Here is a 25495-nt window from a genome sequence, read left to right as displayed (position 1 = left end):
CCGCCCTTGCCTATGATGGAGCGATGGACGGAACGACCCCCGCACGCGACCTGGGCGAGGTTGCCTATTCCGCCATCCGTGCCGCGCTGCGCGACGGCTCGCTGCCGCCTGGGATACGGGTGACGGAAACCGACCTTGCCGCGCGCTTCGGCGTCTCGCGCACGCCGGTGCGGCAGGCCATCGCCCGGTTGGAGTCCGAAGGTCTGCTGACGCACGAGCCCCGGCGCGGCCTGTCCGTGACCCGGCCCGACCACGCCCAGGTCGTCGAGCTTTACGTGATGCGCGAGATCATGGAGGGGGCGGCGGCGCGCCTCGCTGCGCAGCACGCGAGTGACACGGAACTCGCAGCCATGACGGAGCTGCTGGACACGGAGCCGGGCAGCTTCACCAACGCGCCCGGCTTGGCGGAGCTGAACCTGCGCTTCCACGGCATGATCTATCTCGCCACCCATAACCGCTATCTATTGCGGACTTTGGAGCAGCTTTCCGCCCATCTGGCCCTGCTGCCCTCCATCCTCACCCTTGGCGGGCGGGCGGAAGCGGCCCATGCCGAGCACCGGGCCATCCTGGCCGCGCTTGTGGCGCGCGACGGGGCAGAGGCGGAGGATGCGGCGCGGGCGCATGCGCGGGCGGCGCAGCGGCACAGGCTGGCCTGGCTGCTGCGGACCCTCGGCGTGCCCGGCGCCGGGCAGGAATGATCAATCGCGCCCGAACAGCCGCCGCAGCCAGGCCCGGATCCCCTCTCCCCGCTTGACGCTAGGCTGGTGCGAGACATGCGGGCGACGCGCAGGCGGCGGCAAGGCGGTGGCGACGCTGTGCCGCCTTTCGTCCCGCGCCTCGATCAGGCGGAGTTCCAGCGTCAGCACCTGGGCGACCGCCTCGGGCGGGCTGGTGTCCAGCAGGCGGCGCGCGGTGTGCTCCGCATCCTCGTGCATGCCGGCGCGGCGCAGGCTGTCCACCACGCGCACCGTCTGCTCGGCGTCGAGCGGCGGGCCGGAGCGCCACAGCGCCACCGCCTCCCGCCGCCAGGCGCGCGAAAAATCGGCCTTGGCGAGGTCGTCCGCCACCCAGGCGGCCTGCAGCGTCGCTTCGGCCGACGCATGCAGCGCGCCCGTCTCCTCGAGGATCAGGGCCCAGGCCAGAAAGCGCCGCGCCAGGGGCGGGATGGACTGGTCGTTCAGCAGGGCCCGGAAATGGGCCGCCCCCACGGCCTGCGCGGCGGCGGGATGGGCCTGGGCGATCTCCGGCGCGGAATACCCGCAATGTGGGCATTGCTGGAGCCACCGCGCCATGGAACCGCGCAGCGGCTGGCCGGGCCGCAGATCGAGGTCGGGCGCCTGCTCGGGCATGGCGGGCTTGAAGTTCGGCTGGCGGCTTTCCGTGCCGCACACGCCACAGGCCACCATTCCCGGCGGCGGGCTGGCATGGGGCGGTGCGGGATTGGGCTGCTGGGCCATCATCTCCAAGTTAGGCGCGCTTGCGGCCGAGGCGAAGAGGCGTCGTCAAAGGATTGAACGCCGCGCGCCGGGAGGGGATAAGGATTTATGCCCCGTGGCGACCTCTTTCCGGACATCGCGCCCTTCGAGACGGGGTTGCTGCCGCTTGGCGACGGCCATGTCATGTACTGGGAGCAGGTGGGCAATCCTCGCGGCCAGCCGGTGCTGTTCCTGCATGGCGGGCCGGGGGCCGGGGCCGGGGCGGTGCATCGCCGCTTCTTCGACCCGACCCATTGGCGGCTCATCATCTTCGACCAGCGCGGTGCCGGCCGCTCCCGCCCGCTGGGCGAGCTGCGGGCGAACACCACCCCTCACCTCGTCGAGGACATCGAGACGCTGCGCCGCTTCCTGGGGCTGGAGAAGTGGCTGCTCTTCGGCGGATCCTGGGGGTCCACCCTCGCCCTTGCCTACGCGCAGGCGCACCCCTCGCGCGTCACGGGCTGCGTGCTGCGCGGCGTTTTCCTGGGGCGGCCGGCGGAGGTGGACTGGTTCCTCCACGGGCTCCGGCGCTTCTTCCCCGATGCCTGGGCTTCCTTCGTGGAGCACCTTCCTCCGCACGAGCGCGGCGAAATCCTCGGCTCCTACCTGCGCCGCCTGACCGACCCGGATCCCCTGGTGCACCTGCCCGCCGCGCGCGCCTGGAGCCATTACGAGGGATCCTGCTCCACCCTCCTCCCCTCGCCCGAGACGGTGGCAAGCTTCGCGCAGGACCGCTCGGCCCTCGGCCTCGCGCGGATCGAGGCGCATTACTTCGCCCACGGGCTGTTCCTGCGCGAAGGCGGGCTTCTCGCGGGGATGAACTCCCTCACCGAAATCCCGGCGGAGATCATCCAGGGCCGCTACGACATGGTCTGCCCGGCCGAGACCGCTTTCGACCTCGCCGCTGCTTGGCCGCGGGCGCGGCTCACGCTCGTGCCGGATGCGGGGCATTCGGCGCTGGAGCCTGGGGTGCGGACAGCGCTGGTGGCGGCGGTGGAGCGGTTCCGGCGGCGTTGAAGCATTTCGGGCTGGGCGGAACCGCTCGGCGGCTCTGAGAACGCGTGCAAGCAAAAGGTCTAAAGCCGACGGATTTCCTGCGGCGGCAGCGCGGCCAGAAGTTCCGGAAGCCCGGCCCCGGTGACCGGATGGCGCCACTCCGGCGCGACCTCGGCCAGGGGGCGCAACACGAAGGCGCGCGACGCAAGGCGTGGATGCGGCAAGCGCAGCGCGGGCGTGTCGGACACGGTGCCGTTGCAATCCAGGAGGTCGAGGTCGAGGGTGCGGGGGGCGTTGGGATAGGGACGCTCGCGGTGATGCGCCGCCTCGATCCCGTGCAGCGCGGCCAGCAAGGTGGCGGGGTCGATCCCGCCTTCCAGCCGCGCGACCCCGTTCACGAACCACGGCGCCCCGGGCATGGGCGGCACCGGCGCGCTTTCCCACCACCCGGACAAGCAGGCAAGGCGAAGCCCTGGCAGGGTCTGCAGCGCCGCCGCTGCCGCCTCGCAGGTCGCGCGCGGCAGGCTCCCATCCGCGCCGGGCAGGTTCGCGCCGATGCCGACGAGGATCACGCGGCCAGCGCCGCGTCCAGGGCGCGGCTCAGCGCGGGGCCATCGGGCGCGGTCTGGGTGGAGAAGCCGGAAACGCGCCGCCCGTCCCGCGCGACGAGGTACTTGTGGAAGTTCCAGCGCACGGGTCCGGCTTGGGCCGCCGCCCAGCGGAAGAAGGGATGGGCGCGTTCGCCCCGCACATGGCTGATGGCCGTGAGCGGAAAGGTGATGCCGAACATGGCGTCGCAGAACTCGCGCACCTTCGCCGCCTCGGTGCTTTCCTGGCTGAAGTCGTTGCTGGGCACCCCGATCACCGTCAACCCGCGGGCCTCATGCCGCTCGTGCAGGCGCTGCAGCGTCTCGTATTGCGGCGTGTAGCCGCAGAAGCTTGCGGTGTTCACCACCAGCAGCACGCGGCCGCGATACTGCGCGAGCGGCAGGGCGCCGCCCTCAAGCGCCTCAAAGGAGAAGCCCCAGGCATCCTCCCCCGTAGCGGCGTGACCATGGCGAACCGCGGGCAGGACGAAGCTGGAGGCCAGCAGCGCCGCACGGCGCAACGCGTCAACCATAGCGTTCCTCCAGCCAGGGATCGGCGTTGTTGTGATAGCCACGCACCTCCCAGAAGCCGGGGCGGTCCTCGGCGAGGAACTCGATGCGCGTCACCCACTTGGCCGACTTCCAGAAGTAATAGCGCGGAATGACGATCCGCGCCGGGCCGCCATGCACGCGGTCCAGGGGCTTCCCGGCCCAGCTATGCGCCACCAGCACATTCTCGTCCGCAAAGGAGTCAAGCGAGACGTTCGTGGTGTACCCGTCATAGGAGTGGAAGACGACGAAGCGCGCCTCGGGCTTCGGCTTCGCCAGTTCCAGCAGGTCCCGGCTAGCCACGCCGCGCCACGTATTATCGTAGCGCGACCAGGCCGTGACGCAGTGGATGTCGTTCACGAAGTCGCGCTGCCGCAAGGCCATGAAGGCGTCCCAGTTCAGGGCGAGGCGATTCTCCACCAGCCCTTCCAGGCGCAGGCGCCAGCGCTCCGGCTTCACCTCGGGCTGCACGCCGAGGTCGAGCACGGGGAAGTCGGTCACCAGGCGCTGGCCGGGCGGCAGGCGGTCCGCCCCAGTGGTGCCGGTGAGCAGCCGCCCTTCCCGGGCCCATTGCTCCTTGGAGCGCAGCAGCTTCTCGCGCACCTCCCCCTCGAGCCGCACGCCGTCCTCTTCCGCCATGGCATTCTATCCTTGCAGGCTTCGGTTCAGATCGGACATATGGGCCGGGGAACGCCAACCGGCCAGTCGCCTTTCCGGAGACCGGACCATGCATCGCCGCGCGCTCTTGCTCGCCCCGCTTGCCACGCCTGCCCTCGCCCAGGGGGGCTGGGCGCCAAGCCGGCCGATCCGCCTCATCGTCCCCTTTCCGGCCGGGGGCAGCCCGGACCTGCTGGCGCGTCTGATGGCGCCCCATGCCCAGGCGGCGCTGGGCCAGCCGGTGGCGGTGGAGAACCGGACCGGCGCCGGCGCCGCCGTCGGCTCCTCCATTGTGGCGCGGGAGGCGCCGGACGGGCACACCATCCTGGTTGCGGTCATCTCCTCCCTCACCGCGCCCTTCATGATGAACCCGCCGCCTTATGACCCGGTGCGGGACTTCCGGCCGCTCTCCATGCTCGCGGTCACGCCCACCGTGCTCGTGACGCGCCCGGGCTTCCCGGCGCAGTCCGTGCAGGACTGGCACCGCGTCGTGCAGGCCAATCCGGGGCGCTTCACCTTCGCCTCCGGCGGCGTCGGGAACCCGGCACACCTGGCTGGCGAACTCTATCGCGCCATGACCGGAGCCGAGATCACCCACGTCCCCTTCCGCGGTTCCGCGCCCTCGCTGACCGAGCTTCAGGCAGGCAGGGTGGATTTCACGATCCTGGACCTGCCCTCCGCCCAGGCACTGATCGCGCAGCGCGCTCTTCCCGCCCTGGCTGTCGGGACGGCGGAGCGGATTCCCGCTTTCCCTGAACTACCGACCGTCAGCGAAAGCGTGGTGCCGGGCTTCGAGGCCTATTCCTGGGTGATGTGGTGGGCTCCGGCCGGCACGCCCGATGCGGTGGCCGCCCGCCTCACGGAGGTTGCGGCCCATGCGATCGCGCAGCCGGACGTGCAGGCACGCGCCGCGGGCGCGGGCTTCCTCCTGCGCGGGTCGGACGAGGCGGCGGCGCGGGCCCATGTGCAGGCCGAGGCGGCGAAGTGGGGGCGCATCATCCGGGAGCGCAACATCATGTTCGAGAGCTAGCCTCAATCATCCCAAGGCCAGCATCCTTGTGTCGCGACGTGCTGAGCGTAGCGGGACGCTTCGCGTGGCCGGGGCAGCCATGGGTGCACCCGCTTCCCGCTTCGCGCATGGATGGCGGGCAGGTGCGCCGCTTCCATGCCCCGCGCTGGGACGGAGTGGCGCCCAATGCAGGGTCCATCACCATGCATGAATTCCCTGCAGGATTCAGCGAACGGTTCGCCTTGCGGCTCCGGTGCACATCCAAACAGGGCCTAGCAGCCGCCCCACCCCGCGCCCTATAAGGCAGACACCATCCAGTCTTTGCACATCCCAATTCGCAACCAGTTTCGCGCCAGCCCGTTACGGGAGCCATGAACATTCCCAGAATGGAAAGATGGAGGCTGCATCATCCGTTGCCACCCGGGCGCGGTGAGGGCGGGCCGGCCCATTCGCGGCGTGGCATCGACTTCGTATGAGCGTCGCCTCGGAACCCTCGCTCGGTCGTAAGGTGGCGGCCGCCGCCGGCGTGATGGTGGCTGGGCGCCTGGCGATCCGGCTGATCAGCATCTTCTCCACCTTGATCCTGGTGCGGCTGCTGGTCCCCGAGGATTTCGGCATCATCGCCCTCGCCTCCGCCATCTTTGCGATCGCGGACACGCTCACTGCGACCGGATATGCCATCCTCCTCGTGCGGCGGGCCGAGGTGGACCGCGATGCCTACGACACCGCCTGGACGATGAACCTCATCCGGTGCCTGCTGCTCTGCTTGCTGGTGGCGCTGACGGCACCCCTGCAGGCTTGGGCCTTCGACGAGCCGCGCATTGCGCCTGTCCTGCTGGTGATCTCGGGCACCATCGCGCTGGATGGCTTCATGAGCATCGGCCTCGCGCGGCTGCAGCGGGAGCTTCGCTTCGACCTCCTGTTCCGGCAGCAGGTGGCGCAGCGTCTTCTCTCGTTCATTCTGACGGTCGCTCTTGCGCTGATTCTTGGGAATTACTGGTGCCTCGTCCTGGGCAACCTCGCGGCAAAGCTGATCACCGTGCCGTACTCCTACCACTTGGCCCCGCACCGGCCGAGGTTCTGCCTGTCCCACTGGCGGGAGTTCTTCGGCTTCTCCAAGTGGATGTTCTGCTTCAACCTGTGTCTCGCTGCCGACGGCCAATCCCCGAACCTCACGCTCGGCGCTGCGGTCGGCGTCTCGGCAGTGGGCAGCTACAACGCCGCCTACCAGATCAGCGCGACGCCCGTCACAGAAGTGGCCGTACCGATCCGGCAACCACTCTATGCGGGCTATGCGCGCGTTCAGGACGATGCGGCGCTGCTGCGGAACCATTTCCTGGACAGCCTCGGTCTCCTTGCCGCTGTGATCATCCCGCTCTCGGTCGGCATCAGCCTCGTGGCGCCGGAGGTCGAGCGGATCGCGCTCGGCGCGAAATGGGAGGGGACGGCACCGCTGATCGTTCTTTGCGCCCTTTACTCGCTCGCCGACAGCTTCGCCCATTTCACCTTCAACGTGTTCACGTTGAAGGACCGGTTCCGCATGCTTGTGGTTACCTATATCGGGCTGGTGTTCTTCCGCCTCCCAATCATCCTTCTCGGAGTATGGCTGGGCGGGACGGTCGGCCTCCTCATGGGCATGCTGGTGAGCGCTTCAGTCAACATGGTCGTCTGGAACTGGCAGGCGGCACAGCTTCTGGGACATCGCCTGAGCGATACCGTGAAGCGGGTCTGGCGATCCTTCACAGCGGCCGCGTTGATGGCCGTTGTGGTCCTGGCGGCACGCCAGTGGGTCCCACCTGACCAGGCCGGCCTGGTCGACGACACCTGGCGGCTTGCGCTTCTGGCGGGCATCGGCGCCGCCGTTCATCTGATCGCCCAGGCCGTGCTGTGGTGGCTCGCCGGGCGCCCGGCCGGGCCGGAAGAGCGGATGACGGGAATGCTCCGCTCCGCGTGGATGGGGATGCGCCTCCGCCTGGCAAATTCGGTGCACCGATGAAGGGCTCGCTCGACGTGCAGGAACTCATGGACGACATCCAGTTGCCGGAGAAGGAAAGCGGTCGTTTCCTGCGCGTCGTTGACCTGAACTGCATCAGTTGGCGCGAGCGTCGGGCCGCCTGGCGACCCGGGGAGGGTGTCGATCCCGACCGTTCACACAAGATCCTGGCCGCGATGGACATCGAGTGGCGGTCGCGGGATGCGGGCACCCTGCCATGGAACCCCCTGGCAAATAAGGGGCCGCTGCTTCAGGGGCTCGACCCGCTTCGTGCCCTCCGCAGCCTTGCGGGCGACCGTGACGTCGACATCCTCCTTTCGGTCAACGAGGGTCCGGCCCTCGTGCCCTTGCTGCTGCGCCGCGCCGTCGGGTTTCGCCCAAAGATCGTGGTGTACGACCTGATCTTGAGCGAGAAGTGGTGGGTTCGAAACTGGGTGCTGGACAAGGTAGTTCCGCGCGCCGACGCCATCATCCTCCTCTCCTCCTTCCAGAAGGAGTATGTCGCGGCGCGATGGGGGCGCACCGAGGGTGTCGAGGTCCTGTGGCAGGCCATCGACACGGAGTTCTGGCGGAAGGCGCCGCCGCAGCCGGACGGGCCGATCCTGAGCATCGGGAATGACCACAGCCGGGACTTCGGTACGCTTCTCGAGGCGATGGAGGGGGTTCCTGCGGATCTCGTCCTGAAGACGTCCCGCATCCCGGCGACCCAGCCCCTTCCCCCTCGCACTTCGCTCATGAACAAGCGCATCAGCGAGTTGGAGCTTCGTTCGCTCTACGAGGCCAGCCGCTTCGTCGTGATTCCCTTGCGGCCAAGTCTGAATGCGGGCGGGGTCAACAGCATCCTCGAGGCGGCGGCGAGCGGCCGAGCCATGATCGTTTCGGACAACCCGGCGATCCGCGACTACATCCAGCACGAGGAAACCTGCTTGGTTGTCCCTTGTGGAGACAAGACCGCGCTGCGCGAAGCGATCCTGCGCCTTCTGCGGGAGCCGGACACCTGTGCCCGCCTCGGGGCCAACGCGCGCCGGTGGATCGAGCAGAATGCGACGGTCGAGCGCCAGCTGGCCAAGCAAGTGAGCATCCTCCGGAAGTACGCTGGCCCCTAGGACAGGCCTCGCGGAAGGTGCCATTCAAGGCGCCGGCGACAGGGCCTCGCTGACGCACCACGCCGTTTGGTCCGGCACCAGAACGCACCGAGCGCGGCGGCCCGCCACCGGCTCCCGAAGGCTCGGCACGTCGGCCAGGCAGGGTTCGTGCGCCCGGTCGCAGCGCGGCGCGAAGGCGCAGGCGGTCGGCTCCTTGTCCAGCGCCGGCGGCGCGCCAGGGATCGTGGTGAGGCGCTTGCCGCGCATTCCTGGATGCACGGTGGCGCCCAGCAATCCTTGCGCGTAGGGATGCAGCGGCCCGGACATCAGGCCCGAGACCGGCCCCTCCTCCACCACGCGCCCCGCGTACATCACCGCCACTCGATCCGCGATCTCGCCGGCCACGCCGAGGTCGTGGGTGACGAAGATCACCCCCATGTTGAAGCGCTGCTGCAGCTCGCGCAGCAGGAGCAGGACCTGGATTTGCACCGTGGCGTCCAGCGCGGTCGTCGGCTCGTCGGCGAGCAGCAGCTTGGGTCGGCAGGCCAGCGCCACGGCGATCATCGCGCGCTGGCGCAGCCCGCCCGACAATTCGTGCGGATAGGCAGCGAGGCGGCGCTTCGCCGAGGGGATCTGCACCAGTTCCAGCAACTCCAGCGCCCGCGCCTCGGCATCGGCGCGGGAGACGCGCTCGTGCCGCCGCACAGTCTCGGCGATCTGCTGGCCGATGGTGAAGACCGGGTCCATGGCCGTCATCGGCTCCTGGAAGATCATCGCCACGTCGCGTCCGCGAAGGTCGGTGAGCGCGGACTCGCTCATCCGCGTCACGTCCTGCCCCGCCACCTCCACCGTTCCCTGGACCTCGGCGAAGCGAGGGAGGAGGCGCATGAGGGCGCGCAGCGTCACGGACTTGCCGGAGCCGGACTCGCCCAGGATGCACAGCGTCTCGCCGGCGGCGAGGTCCAGATCCACGCCATTCACCGCATGCACCGTGCGGTCGCGGGTGCGGAAGGTGACGCGCAGGTCGCGCAGCTTCACAAGGCTCATGCCGCTACCTTCTCGGCCAGGGAATGGCCGCTTCCGGGATTCGCGATGTGGCACGCAGCGGCGTGGCCGACGCCCAGATCTGCCATGATGGGCTTCCGCTCGGCGCAGACCGCCTCCGCATGGGGGCAGCGCGTTCGGAAGCGGCAGCCGGAGGGCGGGTTCACCGGATTGGGCGGGTCGCCTGTCAGGGGCGGCGCGGTGCGGCGGTTGGACGGGTCCATGGACGGGCGGGAGGCGAGCAGGGCCGCCGTGTACGGATGGGCCGGGCGCTCATAGATGCGCTCCACCGGGCCGATCTCCGTCACCTCGCCCAGATACATAACCAGCACGCGGTCGCTGATGTACTGCACCACGTTCAGGTCGTGCGAGATGAAGACATAGGTGAGGCCGAACTCCTCCTTCAGATCTACCAGGAGGTTCAGCACCTGTGCCTCGACCGACTTGTCGAGGGCACTCACGGGCTCGTCGAGGATGACGAGGCGCGGGCGGAGGGCCAGGGCGCGGGCGATGTTCACGCGCTGGCGCTGGCCACCCGAGAGCTCGTGCGGATAGCGCCGGGCGAAGTTGGCCGGGGCCAGCCCCACCGCGGCCAGCATGTCGCGGGCGCGCCGCACCGCTTCGGCATTGCCGAGCCCATGAACCTTGGGCGCGAAGGCGACGCTGTCCTCGATCGGCAGGCGCGGATTGAGCGAGGCGTAGCTGTCCTGGAAGACCATCTGCACCTGGCGGCGATACGCGCGTAGCGGCAGGCCGCCCGACTGGGCGTTGCCGCCCACCGCCTCCCCGTCGAAGACCATGGTGCCGGAGTCGGGGTCGAGGAGGCGCATCAGGAGGCGCGCGGTCGTGGACTTGCCGCAGCCGCTTTCCCCCACGATGCCGAGCGTCTCGCCCTTGCGGACGTCGAAGCCCACCCCGTCCACGGCGCGCACCACGGCCTGGGTGCGGCCCAGGAGGCCGCCCTTGAGCGGGAAATGCTTCACCAGCCCATCCAGGCGCAGCAGGGGTTGGGCGGGTCCGCCACGGTCAGCGGAAGGGGGCAGCGCGTCCATGTGCCGATTTGGCGACAGGCGCGCGCCGGGCGCAACCGCTTCCGTCACCCAAAGGGGAGAGCGCGTCTCGAACCCTGCTCGCGCCCTGGGCAGCGCGGTGGACGCGCGCCCGGTGGCGCGGCATATCCTGTCCCCACCGAAGCGGAGGGTCCGATGCGCGCCATTTTCGTTATGATCAAGTGCGAGATGGGACAGGCCTACCGCGTGGCGCGCGAGATGGCCGACGGCATTGAGGAGATGTCGGAGATGCACTCCATCTCCGGCCAGTACGACCTGCTTGGGAAGTTCTACCTGTCGGCCGAGCAGGACATCGGCCTGTTCGTGGTGGAGAAGGTGCAGACCGTTCCGGGGGTGAAGGACACCTACACGCTGCAGACCTTCAACGCCTTCTCGCGCTGAGGGCGCCGGCCGGGCGACCCCTGCCCTCACATCGCCGCAATCTGCCGGAAAACACCTCCGCCCCGCCGTGCGTTGGACACGATGCACGCCCATTTTTGGGCGCATCGGAGGTTATTTCCATGCGCAAGCTCTTGATCCTGCCCGCGGCGCTCCTGGCGCTCGGCGCCTGCACGGACCCTTACGGGTATCCCGACCCCCTGGCCACGGGCCTGCTGGGCGCAGGCATCGGCGCCGCAGCCGGGCTGGGCATCGCGGCTGCCAGCCAGCCGCGCTACTCGTATTACGATCGCGGCTATTATGGGCCGCCGCCGCGCGCCTACGGCTATTACGGACGCCCGCGCCCCTATTACGGCTGGTAGTCCCGGGCTTCAGCCGAAGCCCAGGAAACCCTCCATCTGGGCGATTGGCGTCGCCGCGCGCAGCTTGGACAGGTCGGGCACGGGCCGCGCCGTCGCCGCACTGCCGGACAGCGCCTCCTCCAGCGCCGCCGCCACGCCGAGCAGGAAGGCATCGCCGCCGCGCGGCCCGACGATCTGCAGGCCGAAGGGCATGCCCTTCTCGTCGAGGCCGACGGGCAGGCTGATCGCGGGATGGCCGGTGAGGGTCACGTAATAGGCCAATGCGAGCCAGTGGAAGTAGGTACGGACCTTCGCCCCGTCGATCGTCTCAGGGAAGAGTTCGCGCCACGACCGGGGGCTGGTGGTGATGGCCGGCGTGATCAGGATGTCGTGGCGCTCGAAGAAGCTCTGGAAGCCACGGTAGATGCGCGTCTGCGTCGTGAGCGCCCTTGCTACGTCCTCGACGGAGTAGCGAAGCGCCTCCTCCACGTTGGCGTGCATGTTGGGGCCGCAATCCTCGGGACGGGTCCGCACTTTCTCGCCATGCGAGGCCAGGACGCCCACGGCGCGAAGCACCTCGAAGGCCTCGTCGCCGCCGGAAAGATCGGGCGTCGCATCCTCCATGCCGGCCGCCAGCGGGGCGATGGCGGAAACCGCCTCGCGGAACTTGCGGCGCACCACCTGTTCAACCAGGGCCTGGCCGAAATCCTCGGTTGCGGCGAAGCGCAAGGTGGCAAGGTCAATGCGGCGCGGCGGGTGGAACAGCGCTGCCTCGCCGCGCACGGTGCGAGCGTGCAGCGTGTAGGCCAGCGGATCAGCGGCGTCGTCGCTCGCCATCGCCGCCAGCATCAGCGACAGGTCGGGCACGGTGCGCGCCATGGGGCCGAGCACGGACAGCGCCGACCAGCCATGGATGCGTCGCTCCGACGGAACCAGGCCTGGTGAGGGGCGGTAGCCAACGATGCCGTTGAAGGCGGCGGGATTGCGAAGCGATCCGCCCGTGTCGCTGCCGCTGGCCAGCGGGACCATGCCGGTCGCCAGCGCGACGGCCGACCCGCCGGAGGAACCGGCGGAGTTGCGCGTGTTGTCGAAGGCATTGCCCGTGGCGCCATAGACGGCGTTGCGGCTGTTCGCGCCCAGGCCGAATTCCGGGACGTTGGTCTTGCCAAGCACGATCCCGCCGGCGGCGCGGAGATTCGTGACCATTCCCTCGTCGCGATCCGGGACGTGGTCACGGAAGATCGGGCTGCCCCAGGTGGTGCGCAGCCCCTTCGTCTGCTCCAGATCCTTGATGCCGAGCGGCAGGCCCGCGAGCGGGCCGATCGTGTCGCCGCGCGCGATGGCCGCCTCGACCGACTTGGCCTCCTGCCGGGCCGAAGCCTCATCCATGGCGACCATGGCGTTGACGGCAGGGTTCACCTCCTCGATCCGCCGCAGGCAGGATTCGAGGAGCTCGGTGGGGGAAAGATGCTTCTGCCCGATCAGGCGGCGCGCCTCAACGGCGGAAAGGTCGCAGGGTTCGGTCATGGCTCAGTATCCCAGCGCGCAGCCATCCTTGCGAGGGTCGCTGCCCCCGATCAGGCAGCCACGCTCGCGGTCGATGACGATGGCCTGCCCGCCGCCATGCGGCTTCTCGAAGTCGAGGCAGTCATGACCCATTGCGTTGAGGCCGCGCACCACCTCGGCGGGGATGCCGCGCTCCACCTGGATGCGGCCCTCCCGCGGGAAGAGTCGCGGCAGGTCGAGCGCCTGCTGCACGTCGAGGCCGTAATCCAGCATGTTGGTGAGCAGCAGCGACTGTCCCATGGGCTGGAAATGCCCGCCCATCACACCGAAGGGCATATGAACCTGCCCATCCTTCATCGCCATGCCGGGGATGATCGTGTGCATGGGGCGCTTGCCCGGGGCAATGCAGTTCGGATGCCCTTCCTGGAGGCGGAAGCCGAAGCCGCGATTGTGCAGCATCACTCCAGACTCCTCGGCGAGGATGCCGGAGCCGAAGCTTTCGAAGAGCGAGTTGATGAATGAGCAGGCATTCCCCTCCTCATCCACCACGCAGAGATAGACCGTGTCGGCATGGACCGGCAGCAGCGCCTGCCCCGCGGGCGGCAGCTCCGACGCGGCGTCGTCGCGGATGTTGCGCGCCAGGGCTTGCAGGTATTCGTCAGAAAGAAGCTTCTCCACCGGCACGTCCACATGCGCGGGGTCGGCGATGAAGGCGTCACGGTCGCGATAGGCCAGGCGTCCGGCCTCGATGTGGCGGTGCAGGCGCGTGAGGCCGAGCGGCCCGTCGGGCGCAGGGCCGAACCCCTCCAGCAGACCCAGCATCATCAGGGCGATGATGCCCGTGCCGTTGGGCGGGCACTCGAAGATGTCCAGGCCCTTGAACCGGCGCTGGATGGGGGTCACGAACTCCGGGCCGTTCAGCCCGGCGGCGAAATCCGCCTCCGTGTGGGTTCCGCCGGCATCGCGCAGGGTGCGGACCATGTCGGCCGCGATCTCGCCCTCGTAGAAGGCGCGGGCGCCGTTCCTGGCGATGGCGCCCAGCGTGCGGCCCAAGGCCGGGAACTCCATCCGGTCGCCCATGCGCGGGGCGGCACCGTCCTTCAGGTAGCGGCGGGCGCTGGCGGGGTGGCTGGTCAGCTTGCCCTCGGCCTCGGACCAGTCATGGGCGACGCGGGAATGGACGTGGAACCCCTTCTCCGCTGCGCGGATCGCGGGCTGGAGCAGTACGTCCAGGCCGCGCCGTCCGTAGGCCGCGTTCAGCTTCTCCCAGGCGGCCACGGCGCCGGGAATCGTCACCGAATGGGCGGAGGTGTTGACCATGGCGGAAAGCCCGGCGGCCCGCAGCACCTCCGGCGTCGCGCCCGCAGGAGCCCGGCCGGAGCCGTTCATGGCAATGACCTGGCCCGTCCCGGCCGGGGCGTAGAGGCAGAAGCAGTCCCCGCCGATGCCGGTGGATTGGGGCTCGATCACGCCCAGCAGGGCAACCGCGGCGATGGCGGCGTCCAGCGCGTTGCCGCCGCCCTTCAGCACCTCGATCGCGGCGAGGCTGGCCGCGGGCATGGAGGTCGCGGCCATCCCGCGCCCGGCGAGGACCGGGCTGCGGCCGGGAGCATGGAAATCGCGCATTGTGGGACCTTTCACAGCAGGACGTCGGGTCCTGTATGGCGCAAATTCGACCGCCCGGGAGCCCCCTTTCCAGGGAGACCAAGGATCGGCTAGGCGCCGGTCGAGCGATTCGAGAAGGCATCACGATGGCGCAGCGCTACTACACCGTGTCCTGGGACCAGCTTCACCGCGATGGCAAGGCCCTGGCGTGGCGCCTGGTGGGGGCCGGTCCCTGGAAGGGCGTCATCGCCATCACCCGCGGCGGACTGATCCCGGCTGCCATCGTGGCGCGCGAGCTGGATTGCCGCATCATCGAGACGGTGAGCGTCGTCACCTATGACGAGGAGGTGAAAGGCGACCCCCGCATCGTGAAGACGGCCGCCGCCGCCGGCGATGGCGAGGGCTGGCTGTTGCTGGACGATCTGGTGGACACCGGCACCACGGCCCGCGTCGTGCGCGCCATGTTGCCCAAGGCGCATTTCGCGACCGTCTATGCCAAGCCGGCGGGCAAGCCGCTGGTGGACACCTTCGTGACGGAGGTCAGCCAGGACACCTGGATCCTGTTCCCCTGGGACACGGAGCAGCAATTCGTCCCGCCCATCGCCCGCTCGGCCGGGGGGAAGTAGCAGGAACCCATTGAAGCAAGGGAAACCGCAGCTTTCCGCGGGCCGTTGCGGCGCTGACACCACGTCCAGACGGAGCTTTCCCCATGCTTCAACGCCGTAACGCCGGCCTCGCCCTGATGGGCGGCGCGCTTTTCCTTCCCACCATCGTGCGCGCGCAGGGCGCGATGGAAATGCGCACCGCCGCGCTGTCCGCCGGCACCGCTTCGCTTCAGTCGGCCCAGTCGGGCCTGCGGCGCGCCAGCAACCCCGCCGTGCGCCAGTTCGCGCAGCTCGAGGCAGAGGAACAGATGGCCGCCATGGAGGCGATGCGGATGGCGGGCGTCACCATCCCGCAGACCGTTTCCGTGCCCGCCGAGAAGATGCAGGCCATGCAGCGCATGGAGTCGATGAGCGGAACCGAGTTCGACCGTGCCTTCCTCCAGAGCCAGCTCGAGGGGCATCAGGAGCTTCTGCGCATCCACAGCTCCATCGCCCAGAGCGGAACCTCCACCGAGGAGCGCATCATCGGCACCATGGCGGTGCCGGCGATCAAGTCGCACATCGCGACGATCGAGATGCTGATGACGCAGCAGCGCGGCTGAGGCTCGGCCCTCAACCTTCCACAGGGGGCGGCGCGACCGCCTCCTCCCGCGCCGCGAGGACCTTGTCCACGCGGCGCCCATCCATATCCAGGATCTCGAAGCGCCACCCGCCATGGGCGATGCGGTCCCCTTCGCGCGGGACGCGCTGGAGCAGCGCGAGCATGAGGCCCGCGACGGTGTGGTAGGAGGCCGATTGCGGCGGCGGCTCGAACTCGCCCAGGCGCTCGCGCAGCTCGTCCAGCGCCATCATCCCGTCCAGCAGCATCGAGCCGTCATGGCGCGTCACGGCGGAAGGCTTGCCGGATTCGGGTGCGGGACCCAGCTCGCCCACGATGGCTTCCAGCAGGTCGGACGCGGTCACCACCCCTTCGAAGGAGCCGTACTCGTCCAGCACCAGCGCGATGCCGAGCGCGTCGGCGCGCAGCCTTTCCAGCGCATCCATGGCCGAAAGGTTGTCGGGCAGGACGGTGGGCTGACGCAGTGCGGTGGCCAGATTCATCGGACCTCCGGACAAGCATTGGTCCAGCAGGTCCTTGACCGCCACCACCCCCACTACGTTGTCCACGCGGCCGTCGGCGACGACGAAGCGCGTCAGCGTCTCGGAGCGCAGCGCCTCCGCGACCTGGTCGGACGTGGCGTTGCGGTCGATCCAGGCCACCTCGGTGCGCGGCGTCATCAGCGCGCGCACCGGGCGGTCGGCAAGGCGCAGGACGCGCTCGATCATCTGGCGCTCCGTGTGCTCCAGCGCGCCGGCCTCGGCTCCCTCGGCGACCAGGGCCTTCACCTCCTCTTCCGTCACCCCCTGCTCAGTCGGACGGTGCGCGCCCACGAGGCGCAGGATGAGGTCCGAGGAGCGCGAAAGAACCCAGATGACCGGCGAGCTGGTCCGCGCCAGCGCCTCCAGCGGCAGGGCGAGCATGGCGGCCACGCGCTCTGGGTCACGCAAGGCGATCTGCTTCGGCACGAGTTCGCCGAGAATGAGGTTGAGGTAGGTGATGCCGACGACCACCAGGAAGAAGGCGAGGCTGCGCCCCCAGACCGCAAGCGCAGGAACCTCCACGAACCAGTCGCCGAGCGGCCCGGCAATGGCCGCGCCGCCGAACACACCTGCAAGGATGCCGACCAGCGAGATGCCGACCTGCACGGTCGGCAGGAAGCGAGATGGATTCTCCTGCAGGCGCAGCGCGGCGGCCGCGCCGCGGCTGCCCTTGCGCTCCATGCTGATGAGGCGCGCCCTGCGCGAGGACACGACGGCGAGCTCGCTCATGGCGAATACGCCGTTGAGCACCGTCAGAAGGAGAACGATCGCAATCTCAAAGGTAACGCCCATGCCAGGGTATGTAGGGCATGCTGGACACCAGGACGAGGATGGGCTGACCTTCAATGATGGAAGCCGCGACGATGCGCCTCGCATGGACCCTTGGCCTGCTGGGCCTTCTCCCCTTCGCGGGGCTGGCGCTCGTGGCGCTGGCAGTCACCGGCTGGCATGAATGGGCGATGATGGCGCTGCGCGGTTATGGCGCGGTGATCCTGTCGTTCCTGGGCGCGGTGCACTGGGGACTCGCGCTCCGGGCGCCCGAGTCGGAGGTGCCAGCGAACCGGCAACGCCTCAGCCTGGGTGTGCTTCCAGCGCTCGTCGGTTGGGCCGCGCTGCTCCTGCCTTTGAAGTCGGGGCTCTGGCTTCTGGCGGCCACGGTGATCGCGGTCGCTGCCGTCGAGCAGTGGGCCTCGCTGCGTGGCCTCGTTCCGGGTCCCTACTTGGTGCTTCGCTGGGTGCTGTCGCTGAGCGCTGGAGCCTGCCTGCTGGCTGCCGCGCTCGCTTGAATATTTTATGAGACATGGTAACAAATTTAGAAGAGTGGTAAGGAAGGCTTCATCGTCCTGATGGAGCGCCGCATGGCCGATATCCTGCGTTTTCCTGCCCGCCGCGACCACCGTCTTCGCACCGCGCTACGCAGCCTCGATGCCGCCCTGGCAGACCAGCAGGCGGCCTTGGCGCAGTTCCGCGCCGAGTTGGGCTCGCTGCGGCAAACCGTCATGGGGCTGCAGGGCAGCGTGGTCGCTTACCAGGGCGGTCTCGCACGCCTTTCGGAGGACACGCGGGGCGCCGCGCGGGAAGCACGCAAGCTGGAACGCACGGCGGAGGGTTGGCTGAAGGCCTGACCGCTCTCACCGGCCCCCAGGACCAAAACGCCCCACGAGTCGGTGGCGGTCGCCCGGATAGGCGATGCGCGCCTCCGTCACGAGGCGCCCCGACTGCCAAGTGCGCCGCTCGAGCAGCAGGCAGGCGGCGCCCCGCTCAACCTGAAGGCGCTGAGCGAGTGCCGCATCGGCCGGGATGGCGGCGACAGCGTGCTCGGCCACGGTCCAGGCGACGCGGGCCAGGAGCCACGTACCGGGCGGCATGTCACGAAAGGACTCGCACTCCGCCTCGGGCACGGTGTCCAGGCTGATCAGGCGCGTCTCATAGGCGTCGGGCACGCCATCCGTGTGATGCAGTGTCGCAAGGCACAGCAGGCGCGCCCCGGCGGAGAGGCCAAGCCCCTGCGCCTCGGCCGGCCTTGCGCGGCGCATTTCACGCTCTAGCACTTCGTGCCGGTACTGCCGTCCGGCGCGGCGGGCCTCCAGCGCCAGATCATGGATCTCCAGCAGCGCCCGTTCGCCGGGCGGGCTGGCAACGACCGAGCCGGTGCGGCGTCGGCGCGTGATCAGCCCCTCCGCCGCAAGCGCTGAAAGCACCTTGTTCACCGTCATGCGCGAGCAGCCGAAGCGGGTGGCCAACTCGTGCTCGAAGGGAATGCGCGTGCCGGGCGGCCATTCGCCCGAGAGGATGGGACCCTCGATCTCGGCGCGGATGCGCGCGGCGATGGTGTCAGCCACGCAGCCGCTCCATCACCGCGCGGAAGCGCGCGGCGATGCGGTCGCGCGCCTGGTGCCTGCCCTGCTCCACCACCACGCGCCCGCCCACCATGACGCGCCGGATGGCACGCGCGCCGCGGACGAAGACGTAGTCGTCGAGTTCCGAGCCCGTCTCCAGCCACACCAGATCGGCCCGTGCGCCAGGCGCGATGCGACCCAGGGCACGGCCCGAGGCCTGGGCGCCGCCGGCCAGCGCCGCCTCGTAGAGGCTCGCTCCGGTGGAACTTCCCTCGCCCCGCGCCAGCACGTTGCGGGCGCGATGCAGCAGGCGCTGCCCGTATTCGAGCATCCGCAACTCGCCGGGGGCGGTGATCTCCACGTTGGAGTCGCTGCCGACCCCCCAAGGGCCGGCGAAGCTCATGGCGTCGAAGAAGCCATCGCCCAGATTGGCCTCGGTGATCGGGCAAAGACCGGCAACGGCGCCGCTGCGGGACAGCGCCTCGGTTTCCGAAGCCTCCATCTGGGTCGCGTGGATCAGGCACCAGCGCCGGTCCACGGGCTGAGTATCGAGCAGGTGCTGCACGGGCCGCGCGCCGCACCAGGCGAGGCAGGCCTCCACCTCCGCCACCTGCTCGGCGACGTGGATGTGAACCGGCCCCTGCGGGCGAAGGGCGAGGAGATGGCTGATTTCCTCCCCCGTCGCGGCGCGCAGGGAGTGAGGCGCCACGCCGAGCCTTGAATCCGGCAATCCGATGAGCGCGTCGGCGCTCGCCTCCAGCAGTCGCGCATAGGAGTCGCGGTCCGAGACGAAGCGGCGCTGGCCCTCAGCGGCCGGCACAGGGCCGAAGCCGCCATGGGCGTAGAAGACCGGCAGCAGCGTGAGGCCCACTCCCGTCTCGGCCGCCGCCGCGGCGATTCGCTCCGCCATTTCCGCGGGGTTGGCATAGGCCGAGCCGTCGGGCGCGTGGTGCAGGTATTGGAACTCGCAAAGGGCGGTGAAGCCCCCTTCCAGCATCTCCATCATGGCCTGGGCGGCGATGGCCTCGACGTCCTCCGGAGAAAGCCGGGCGAGGAATCCGTACATCACCTCGCGCCATGTCCAGAAGGAGTCCGAGGCGGGCCCGCGCGTCTCCGCGAGGCCAGCCATGGCGCGCTGGAACAGGTGGGAATGGAGGTTCGGCATGCCGGGAATGGCACGGCCGCCCATGCGCGGGCCATAATCCTGCGGCGCTCTCGGCACCACCTCGGTGATCGCGCCATTCTCGATCGTCACGCCGACGGAGCGCGCCCAGCCGGCTTCCAGGCGGGCTTCATCAAGCAGGATGCGATTCGGCATGGCGTGGCCCCTTCCCTCCACGCGGCGCTGGACGGAGCCGCGCGACACGCTTATGTCTATACATGAAGCCGCTCGGGAAGGCACCATGCTCTTCGACACGGTCTGGCGCGACTTGCGCCTCCTTACGTTGGCCGAGGGCGCGGCCCCGGTCGAGCGCGGCGCAGTCGCCGCGAAGGATGGGCGCATCGCCTTCGCAGGTCCCGAGGCGGAGATGCCCGCGCATGACGCGAAGCGCGTCGTGGACGGCGCCGGGCGCTGGGCCACGCCAGGCCTCGTGGATTGCCACACGCATCTCGTCTTCGGCGGAGACCGTGCGCGGGAGTTCGAGATGCGCCTCGCCGGCGCGTCCTATGAGGAGATCGCGCGGGCGGGCGGAGGCATCGTCTCCTCCGTGCAGGCCACACGGGCGGCCAACGTGGATTCGCTGGTCTCTTCGGCGCTTCGCCGGCTGGACCATCTGCTTGCCGAGGGCGCGACCACGGTGGAGGTGAAGTCGGGCTACGGGCTGGACCTCGAGACCGAGCGGCGTTGCCTGCGTGCGGCGCGGCGCCTCGCGCAGGAACGGCCGGTGACGATCCGCACGACCTTCCTGGGCGCTCACGCCCTGCCGCCGGAAGCGGCCGGCGACAAGGACGGCTACATCACCCGCGTCTGCGAGGAGATGCTGCCGGCACTGGCTGCCGAAGGCTTGGCTGATGCGGTGGATGCGTTTTGTGAAGGCATCGCCTTCTCGCCGGAGCAGACGCGGCGCGTCTTCGCCGCCGCGAAGGCGCACGGGCTTCCGGTGAAGCTGCACGCCGACCAGCTTTCCAACCTGCGCGGCGCCGCGCTGGCGGCGGAGCACGGCGCGCTCTCCGCCGACCACCTGGAGCACACGGATGAGGAAGGCGCCGCGGCGCTCGCGCGTTCCGGCACGGTGGCCGTGCTGCTTCCCGGCGCCTTCTACACGCTGCGCGAGACGCAGCGTCCGCCGGTGGAAGCGCTGCGCCGGGCCGGCGCGCGCATCGCCCTGGCGACCGACAGCAATCCCGGAACCTCGCCCCTCACCTCCTTGCTGCTGATCATGAACATGGGTGCCACGCTGTTCCGCCTCACCGTCGCCGAATGCCTCGCGGGGGTAACGCGGGAAGCCGCGCGGGCCCTTGGGCTGCTGGAGGATACCGGCACGCTGGAAGCCGGAAAGTCCTGCGACATGGCGATCTGGGATATCGAGAGCCCGGCGGAGCTCGTCTACCGCATCGGCTTCAATCCGCTGCATGCCCGCATCTGGAGGGGCCAATGATCCTTTCCCCTGGCAGGGCTCCCCTCGCCCTTTGGCGCGCCGTGTATCGCGGCGCCGTTCCGAGCCTCGACGGATCCTGCCGCGAGGCGGTGGAGGCGGGTGCGGCCACCGTCGCCGCCATCCTGCGCAAGGGCGAGGCGGTCTATGGAATCAACACCGGCTTCGGGAAGCTGGCGCAGGTGCGGATCGCCGATGCCGATCTCGCGACCCTCCAGCGCAACATCGTGCTGTCCCACGCGGCGGGCGTGGGCGAGAACCTGCCGGCCGACGTGGTGCGGCTGGTTCTGGCGCTGAAGCTGGGCAGCCTGGCGCGCGGCGCCTCCGGCGTGCGCTGGGCGGTGATCGAGATGCTCGCCGCATGCCTCCAGCGAGGCCTCCTGCCTGCCATCCCGGCGCAGGGCTCGGTCGGTGCCTCGGGCGACCTCGCGCCGCTGGCGCACATGACCGCCGCGCTGATGGGCGTCGGCGAGTTCCTCGGCGAGGGCGAGGCTTCGGCGGCGCTCACCCGGCACGGCATGGAGCCACTCGTGCTCGGACCGAAGGAAGGGCTGGCGCTGCTGAACGGCACGCAGGTGAGCACGGCCCTCGCCCTGGCCGGGTTGTTCGAGGCCGAGCGCGCCTATGCCTCCGCCCTGGTCACCGGTGCGCTGTCCACCGACGCGGCCAAGGGCAGCGACGGTCCGTTCGACCCTCGGATCCACGCGCTGCGCGGCCATCGTGGCCAGGCGGAGGCCGCTGCCTCGCTGCGCGCCCTGATGGATGGCAGCGCGATCCGCGCCAGCCACCGGGTGGACGACCCGCGCGTGCAGGACCCCTACTGCCTGCGCTGCCAGCCGCAGGTAATGGGCGCGTGCCTGGACATCCTGCGCCAGGCCGCTGCGACGCTGGAGATCGAGGCCAACGGCGTTTCCGACAACCCGCTGGTGTTCAGCGCGGAAAGCGAAGTGATCTCCGGCGGGAACTTCCATGCCGAGCCCGTGGCGTTTGCCGCCGACACCATCGCCATGGCGATTTGCGAGATCGGATCCCTCGCCGAGCGGCGCATCACCCTGCTGACCGATCCGGTGCTGTCCGGCCTGCCCGCCTTCCTGACGCCGCGTCCCGGGCTGAACTCGGGCTTCATGATCCCGCAGGTGACGGCGGCGGCGCTGGTCGCGGAGAACCGGCAGCGGGCCATGCCGGCGAGCGTGGATTCCATTCCGACCTCCGCCAACCAGGAGGACCACGTGAGCATGGCCACCCACGGCGCACGACGCCTCCTCCCCATGGCCGGGAACCTGCGCGCCATCCTGGGCATCGAGTACCTGGCGGCGGCCCAGGGCTGCGACTTCCACGCGCCGCTCCGCTCCTCGCCGAAGCTGGAGCAGGCGCGCGGGATCCTTCGCGCCTGCGTGCCCACGCTTGAGGAGGATCGCCACATGGCGCCCGACATGCATGCTGCCACAGAACTGATCGCCATCGGCGCCCTCGCCGAACTGACGGAGGTTTCGCTGTGACCACAAGCCGCAATGACCGCGTGATCCGGGCCCCGCGCGGGATGCAGATCTCCGCGAAATCCTGGCAGGCCGAGGCGCCGCTGCGGATGCTGATGAACAACCTGGACCCCGAGGTGGCGGAGAAGCCCGGCGAACTCGTCGTCTATGGCGGCATCGGGCGCGCCGCACGCGACTGGGACAGCTTCGACCGCATCTGCACGGTGCTGCGGCGGCTGGAGGAGGACCAGACGCTGCTGGTGCAATCGGGCAAGCCGGTCGGCGTGTTCCGCACCCATGCCGACGCGCCGCGCGTCCTGATCGCGAACAGCAACCTCGTCCCCGCCTGGGCCAACTGGGAGCACTTCAACGAGCTCGATCGCAAGGGGCTGATGATGTACGGCCAGATGACGGCCGGCTCCTGGATCTATATCGGCTCGCAGGGTATCGTTCAGGGTACCTACGAGACCTTCGTCGAGGCCGGGCGACAGCATTTCGGCGGATCGCTCGAAGGGCGCTGGATCCTGACGGGCGGGCTGGGCGGGATGGGCGGGGCGCAGCCCCTCGCGGGGGTGTTCGCCGGCGCCTGCGTGCTGGCTGTCGAGTGCCAGCCCTCGCGCATCGAGAAGCGGTTGGAGACGCGCTACCTCGACCACAAGGCCGACACGCTGGACGACGCGCTGGCGATGATCCGCCGCGCCTGCGAAGAGAAGCGAGCCATCTCCGTCGGCCTGCTGGGCAATGCGGCGGAGGTCTTTCCGGAACTCGTGCGGCGCGGGGTGGTGCCGGACATCGTGACCGACCAGACCAGCGCGCACGACCCGGCCAATGGCTACCTGCCCGCCGGCTGGACGCTGGAGGAATGGGAGCGCAAGCGCGAGGCCGACCCGAAGGCGGTGGCCGCTGCGGCGAAGAAGTCCATGGTCGCGCATGTCCAGGCCATGCTGGACTTCCAGAGGATGGGCGCGGCCGTGCTCGATTACGGCAACAACATCCGGCAGATGGCGAAGGACGAAGGTCTCAGGAACGCCTTCGACTTCCCGGGATTCGTGCCGGCCTATATCCGCCCGCTCTTCTGCCGCGGCGTCGGGCCGTTCCGCTGGGCCGCGCTTTCCGGCGACCCGGAGGACATCCGCAAGACTGACGACAAGGTGCGGGAGCTGATGCCGCACGACACCCATCTGCATCGCTGGCTGGACATGGCGCGGGAGCGCATCGCCTTCCAGGGATTGCCGGCGCGCATCTGCTGGGTTGGCCTAGGCGATCGCGACCGCATCGGCCTCGCCTTCAACGAGATGGTGGCACGGGGGGAGATCGGCCCTGTCGTCATCGGGCGCGACCACCTGGATTCCGGCTCGGTCGCCTCCCCCAACCGTGAGACGGAGGCGATGATGGACGGATCGGACGCGGTGTCGGACTGGCCGCTGCTGAACGCGCTGCTCAACTGCGCCTCGGGCGCGACCTGGGTGTCGCTCCATCACGGTGGCGGGGTCGGCATGGGCTACTCGCAGCACTCCGGCATGGTGGTGCTGTGCGACGGGACCGAGGCCGCGTCGCGCCGCCTGTCGCGCGTCCTGTGGAACGACCCGGCGACCGGCGTCATGCGCCATGCCGATGCGGGCTACGACATCGCCCAGGAGCACGCGCGCAAGATGGGCCTCGACCTGCCGGCGATCCTCCCATGCGGGTGATCCGGCGCTCGGCCTTCGAGAAACGCCCCTGGCGCAACGGCGGCGGCATCAGCCACGAGATCGCATGGCATTCCGATGACGACTGGCGCCTGTCCCTGGCCGAGATCGCGCGCGGCGGACCCTTCTCCGACTATTCGGGCTTCGACCGCACCCTGACTCCCATCGGCGGCGGCCTGCGCCTGAACGGACGACCCGTGGGACCGGAGCCTTTCTCCTTCCGGGGCGAGGATGTGGTGGAGGCCGCGCTGGATTCCGGGGCGATGCTGGCCTTCAACGTCATCACCCGGCGCGGGGCCGTCGCCCACGCGGTGCGCCGCGTGGCGCTGGACGCGCCGCGCAAGGTGACGGCCGACTTCGTCCTGGTGCTGGGCGGAACGGTGTCGCTGGGGGGCGAGAGGCTGGGGCTGCTCGACGCTGCCGAAACGGAGGGCACTCCCGTCCTGGCCGTGCCTGAGACGGCGGCGGAACTGGCGGAGGTCACGCTTCACCGCTTGTGACATGTCTTTACATATGCAGACCCAGGCTCGCATGATCGGGCCACAGAGGAGGGCAAGAGCATGGCGGTGACGGGGGCCGATTTCCGGGCCTATCAGAAGGATGGAGCCATCCTGCTGCGCGGCGCCTTCGCCGACTGGGTCGAGCCCCTGCGCGCAGGGATCGAGGCGCTGATCGCCTCACCCGGCCCCTATGAACGCTCCTACACGCCAAAGGACGGCTCTGCCCGCTTCTTCCAGGACCTTTGCAACTGGCAGCGCATCCCCGAATTCCGCGACTTCGTCGAGCGCGGACCGGGCGCCGCGATTGCCCGTGCCCTGATGGGCAGCGAAGGTGCGCAATTCTTCCATGACCACGTGCTGGTGAAGGAACCGGGGACGAGCATCGTCACTCCCTGGCACCAGGACAGCCCCTATTACTGCGTCGGCGGCGAGCAGAGCGTATCCTTCTGGATCCCGCTCGACCCCGTTGCGCGCGAGGTGACGCTGGAATGCGTCGCGGGTTCGCATCGCTGGGGGGTGAACCACAAGCCCAAGCGCTTCGACGGCACCGATCTTTACGAGGGCGACACGGCCGAGGACATGCCGGACATCGACACCCGGCGCGGCGAGTACCGCATCCAGGGCTGGGAGATGCAGCCGGGCGACGCCGTGGCCTTCGATTTCCGCACCGTCCATGGCGCGCCCGCCAACACCAACAGGCAGCAGCGCCGCCGCGTCTTCTCGGCGCGCTGGGTCGGCGACGATGCCGTCTTCATCGACCGCCAGGGCCGCGGCTCGCCGCCGCTGCGGCACCTGACGCTGAAGACCGGCGACAAGCTGTCGGGGCCGGAGTTTCCGCGCTTCACCTGACGCCCCG

At 69.6% G+C, this 25495-nt stretch carries 27 protein-coding genes; 16 read left to right on the top strand and 11 right to left on the bottom strand.

Annotation, left to right across the window (positions count from 1 at the left end; all coding sequences use genetic code 11):
- Nucleotides 1-23: 23 nt before the first annotated feature.
- Nucleotides 24-698 carry a GntR family transcriptional regulator gene (locus tag OF850_RS01995; RefSeq protein WP_301587986.1) on the top strand — a complete coding sequence of 225 codons (675 nt, stop codon included), beginning with the start codon at nt 24-26 and terminating at the stop codon, nt 696-698.
- Here OF850_RS01995 and OF850_RS01990 read toward each other — a convergent pair whose 3' ends face one another.
- The gene (locus OF850_RS01990; RefSeq protein WP_301588843.1) at nt 699-1460 is read right to left on the bottom strand and encodes a hypothetical protein; all 762 of its coding nucleotides are present in this window, start codon (nt 1458-1460) and stop codon (nt 699-701) included.
- 84 nt (nt 1461-1544) lie between these two features.
- Here OF850_RS01990 and pip point away from each other — a divergent pair, with 84 nt between their 5' ends.
- On the top strand, nt 1545-2492 hold the full coding sequence (pip, locus tag OF850_RS01985) for a prolyl aminopeptidase (protein ID WP_301587985.1): 948 nt from the start codon (nt 1545-1547) through the stop codon (nt 2490-2492).
- Nucleotides 2493-2551: 59 nt separating this feature from the next.
- Here the strand turns inward: pip and folK are convergent, their stop codons facing one another.
- The 3 genes from folK to OF850_RS01970 are packed head-to-tail and all read right to left on the bottom strand — an operon-like array spanning nt 2552 to nt 4246.
- On the bottom strand, nt 2552-3043 hold the full coding sequence (gene folK / locus OF850_RS01980) for a 2-amino-4-hydroxy-6-hydroxymethyldihydropteridine diphosphokinase (protein ID WP_301587984.1): 492 nt from the start codon (nt 3041-3043) through the stop codon (nt 2552-2554).
- Nucleotides 3040-3591: a glutathione peroxidase gene (locus tag OF850_RS01975; protein WP_301587983.1), complete on the bottom strand. Its 552-nt coding sequence runs from the start codon at nt 3589-3591 to the stop codon at nt 3040-3042. Before OF850_RS01975 ends, folK begins: the two co-directional genes overlap by 4 nt.
- A complete protein-coding gene (locus OF850_RS01970; protein WP_301587982.1) occupies nt 3584-4246 on the bottom strand; it encodes a sulfite oxidase-like oxidoreductase in 663 nt (220 codons plus the stop codon). The genes OF850_RS01975 and OF850_RS01970 overlap by 8 nt, the downstream gene beginning before the upstream one ends.
- 88 nt (nt 4247-4334) lie before the next feature.
- On the opposite strand from OF850_RS01970, the gene OF850_RS01965 reads away from it, so the two are divergent.
- The 3 genes from OF850_RS01965 (at nt 4335) to OF850_RS01955 (ending at nt 8372) form a co-directional block, all read left to right on the top strand.
- Nucleotides 4335-5294: a Bug family tripartite tricarboxylate transporter substrate binding protein gene (locus tag OF850_RS01965; protein WP_301587981.1), complete on the top strand. Its 960-nt coding sequence runs from the start codon at nt 4335-4337 to the stop codon at nt 5292-5294.
- Between the two features lie 451 nt (nt 5295-5745).
- Complete coding sequence (locus OF850_RS01960) at nt 5746-7269, top strand: lipopolysaccharide biosynthesis protein (RefSeq protein WP_301587980.1); 1524 nt, start codon at nt 5746-5748, stop codon at nt 7267-7269.
- Nucleotides 7266-8372 carry a glycosyltransferase family 4 protein gene (locus OF850_RS01955; protein ID WP_301587979.1) on the top strand — a complete coding sequence of 369 codons (1107 nt, stop codon included), beginning with the start codon at nt 7266-7268 and terminating at the stop codon, nt 8370-8372. Before OF850_RS01960 ends, OF850_RS01955 begins: the two co-directional genes overlap by 4 nt.
- A gap of 24 nt (nt 8373-8396) precedes the next feature.
- Here the strand turns inward: OF850_RS01955 and OF850_RS01950 are convergent, their stop codons facing one another.
- A complete protein-coding gene (locus tag OF850_RS01950) occupies nt 8397-9398 on the bottom strand; it encodes an ABC transporter ATP-binding protein (protein ID WP_301587978.1) in 1002 nt (333 codons plus the stop codon).
- Entirely contained in the window at nt 9395-10447 is a 1053-nt protein-coding gene (locus OF850_RS01945) for an ABC transporter ATP-binding protein (RefSeq protein ID WP_301587977.1), read from the bottom strand. The genes OF850_RS01950 and OF850_RS01945 overlap by 4 nt, the downstream gene beginning before the upstream one ends.
- Before the next feature lie 153 nt (nt 10448-10600).
- On the opposite strand from OF850_RS01945, the gene OF850_RS01940 reads away from it, so the two are divergent.
- Together OF850_RS01940 and OF850_RS01935 are read left to right on the top strand one after the other, a co-directional pair.
- Nucleotides 10601-10846 carry an Lrp/AsnC family transcriptional regulator gene (locus OF850_RS01940; protein ID WP_301587976.1) on the top strand — a complete coding sequence of 82 codons (246 nt, stop codon included), beginning with the start codon at nt 10601-10603 and terminating at the stop codon, nt 10844-10846.
- 119 nt (nt 10847-10965) lie between these two features.
- Nucleotides 10966-11205: a hypothetical protein gene (locus OF850_RS01935; protein ID WP_301587975.1), complete on the top strand. Its 240-nt coding sequence runs from the start codon at nt 10966-10968 to the stop codon at nt 11203-11205.
- Nucleotides 11206-11214: 9 nt separating this feature from the next.
- On the opposite strand, the gene OF850_RS01930 is transcribed toward OF850_RS01935, so the two are convergent.
- On the bottom strand, nt 11215-12711 hold the full coding sequence (locus OF850_RS01930) for an amidase (RefSeq protein WP_301587974.1): 1497 nt from the start codon (nt 12709-12711) through the stop codon (nt 11215-11217).
- Between the two features lie 3 nt (nt 12712-12714).
- Entirely contained in the window at nt 12715-14316 is a 1602-nt protein-coding gene (locus OF850_RS01925; protein ID WP_301587973.1) for a gamma-glutamyltransferase family protein, read from the bottom strand.
- A 125-nt stretch (nt 14317-14441) separates the two neighbouring features.
- Between OF850_RS01925 and gpt the strand changes: the two genes are divergently transcribed.
- Together gpt and OF850_RS01915 are read left to right on the top strand one after the other, a co-directional pair.
- A complete protein-coding gene (gene gpt / locus OF850_RS01920) occupies nt 14442-14921 on the top strand; it encodes a xanthine phosphoribosyltransferase (RefSeq protein WP_301587972.1) in 480 nt (159 codons plus the stop codon).
- Nucleotides 14922-15004: 83 nt separating this feature from the next.
- Nucleotides 15005-15502, top strand: a complete 498-nt coding sequence (locus tag OF850_RS01915) for a DUF4142 domain-containing protein (protein ID WP_301587971.1) — start codon at nt 15005-15007, stop codon at nt 15500-15502.
- A 10-nt stretch (nt 15503-15512) separates the two neighbouring features.
- Here the strand turns inward: OF850_RS01915 and OF850_RS01910 are convergent, their stop codons facing one another.
- Entirely contained in the window at nt 15513-16832 is a 1320-nt protein-coding gene (locus tag OF850_RS01910; protein WP_301587970.1) for a hemolysin family protein, read from the bottom strand.
- 53 nt (nt 16833-16885) lie between these two features.
- Between OF850_RS01910 and OF850_RS01905 the strand changes: the two genes are divergently transcribed.
- A complete protein-coding gene (locus OF850_RS01905) occupies nt 16886-17326 on the top strand; it encodes a DUF3429 domain-containing protein (protein ID WP_301587969.1) in 441 nt (146 codons plus the stop codon).
- Between the two features lie 72 nt (nt 17327-17398).
- Nucleotides 17399-17665, top strand: a complete 267-nt coding sequence (locus tag OF850_RS01900) for a hypothetical protein (RefSeq protein WP_301587968.1) — start codon at nt 17399-17401, stop codon at nt 17663-17665.
- Nucleotides 17666-17671: 6 nt separating this feature from the next.
- On the opposite strand, the gene hutC is transcribed toward OF850_RS01900, so the two are convergent.
- The gene (gene hutC / locus OF850_RS01895; protein WP_301587967.1) at nt 17672-18382 is read right to left on the bottom strand and encodes a histidine utilization repressor; all 711 of its coding nucleotides are present in this window, start codon (nt 18380-18382) and stop codon (nt 17672-17674) included.
- Nucleotides 18375-19697 carry a formimidoylglutamate deiminase gene (locus OF850_RS01890; protein ID WP_301587966.1) on the bottom strand — a complete coding sequence of 441 codons (1323 nt, stop codon included), beginning with the start codon at nt 19695-19697 and terminating at the stop codon, nt 18375-18377. Before OF850_RS01890 ends, hutC begins: the two co-directional genes overlap by 8 nt.
- Here OF850_RS01890 and hutI point away from each other — a divergent pair.
- Genes hutI through OF850_RS01865 form a run of 5 tightly spaced genes read left to right on the top strand, consistent with a single transcriptional unit; the run spans nt 19696 to nt 25488 of the window.
- Nucleotides 19696-20979, top strand: a complete 1284-nt coding sequence (gene hutI, locus OF850_RS01885) for an imidazolonepropionase (protein ID WP_456313541.1) — start codon at nt 19696-19698, stop codon at nt 20977-20979. The genes OF850_RS01890 and hutI overlap by 2 nt on opposite strands.
- Nucleotides 20976-22475, top strand: coding sequence for a histidine ammonia-lyase (gene hutH, locus OF850_RS01880; protein ID WP_301587965.1), 1500 nt, complete (start codon nt 20976-20978; stop codon nt 22473-22475). Before hutI ends, hutH begins: the two co-directional genes overlap by 4 nt.
- Nucleotides 22472-24142 carry a urocanate hydratase gene (gene hutU / locus OF850_RS01875; RefSeq protein WP_301587964.1) on the top strand — a complete coding sequence of 557 codons (1671 nt, stop codon included), beginning with the start codon at nt 22472-22474 and terminating at the stop codon, nt 24140-24142. The genes hutH and hutU overlap by 4 nt, the downstream gene beginning before the upstream one ends.
- Entirely contained in the window at nt 24133-24639 is a 507-nt protein-coding gene (locus OF850_RS01870; protein WP_301587963.1) for a HutD/Ves family protein, read from the top strand. The genes hutU and OF850_RS01870 overlap by 10 nt, the downstream gene beginning before the upstream one ends.
- A gap of 60 nt (nt 24640-24699) precedes the next feature.
- On the top strand, nt 24700-25488 hold the full coding sequence (locus tag OF850_RS01865; protein WP_301587962.1) for a phytanoyl-CoA dioxygenase family protein: 789 nt from the start codon (nt 24700-24702) through the stop codon (nt 25486-25488).
- The last annotated feature ends 7 nt before the right edge of the window (nt 25489-25495 follow it).

The organism is Sabulicella glaciei (genome assembly GCF_026183895.1).
In the GTDB taxonomy this organism is placed as follows: Bacteria; Pseudomonadota; Alphaproteobacteria; order Acetobacterales; family Acetobacteraceae; genus Roseococcus; species Roseococcus glaciei.
This window is presented reverse-complemented; position numbering and strand designations above follow the sequence as displayed.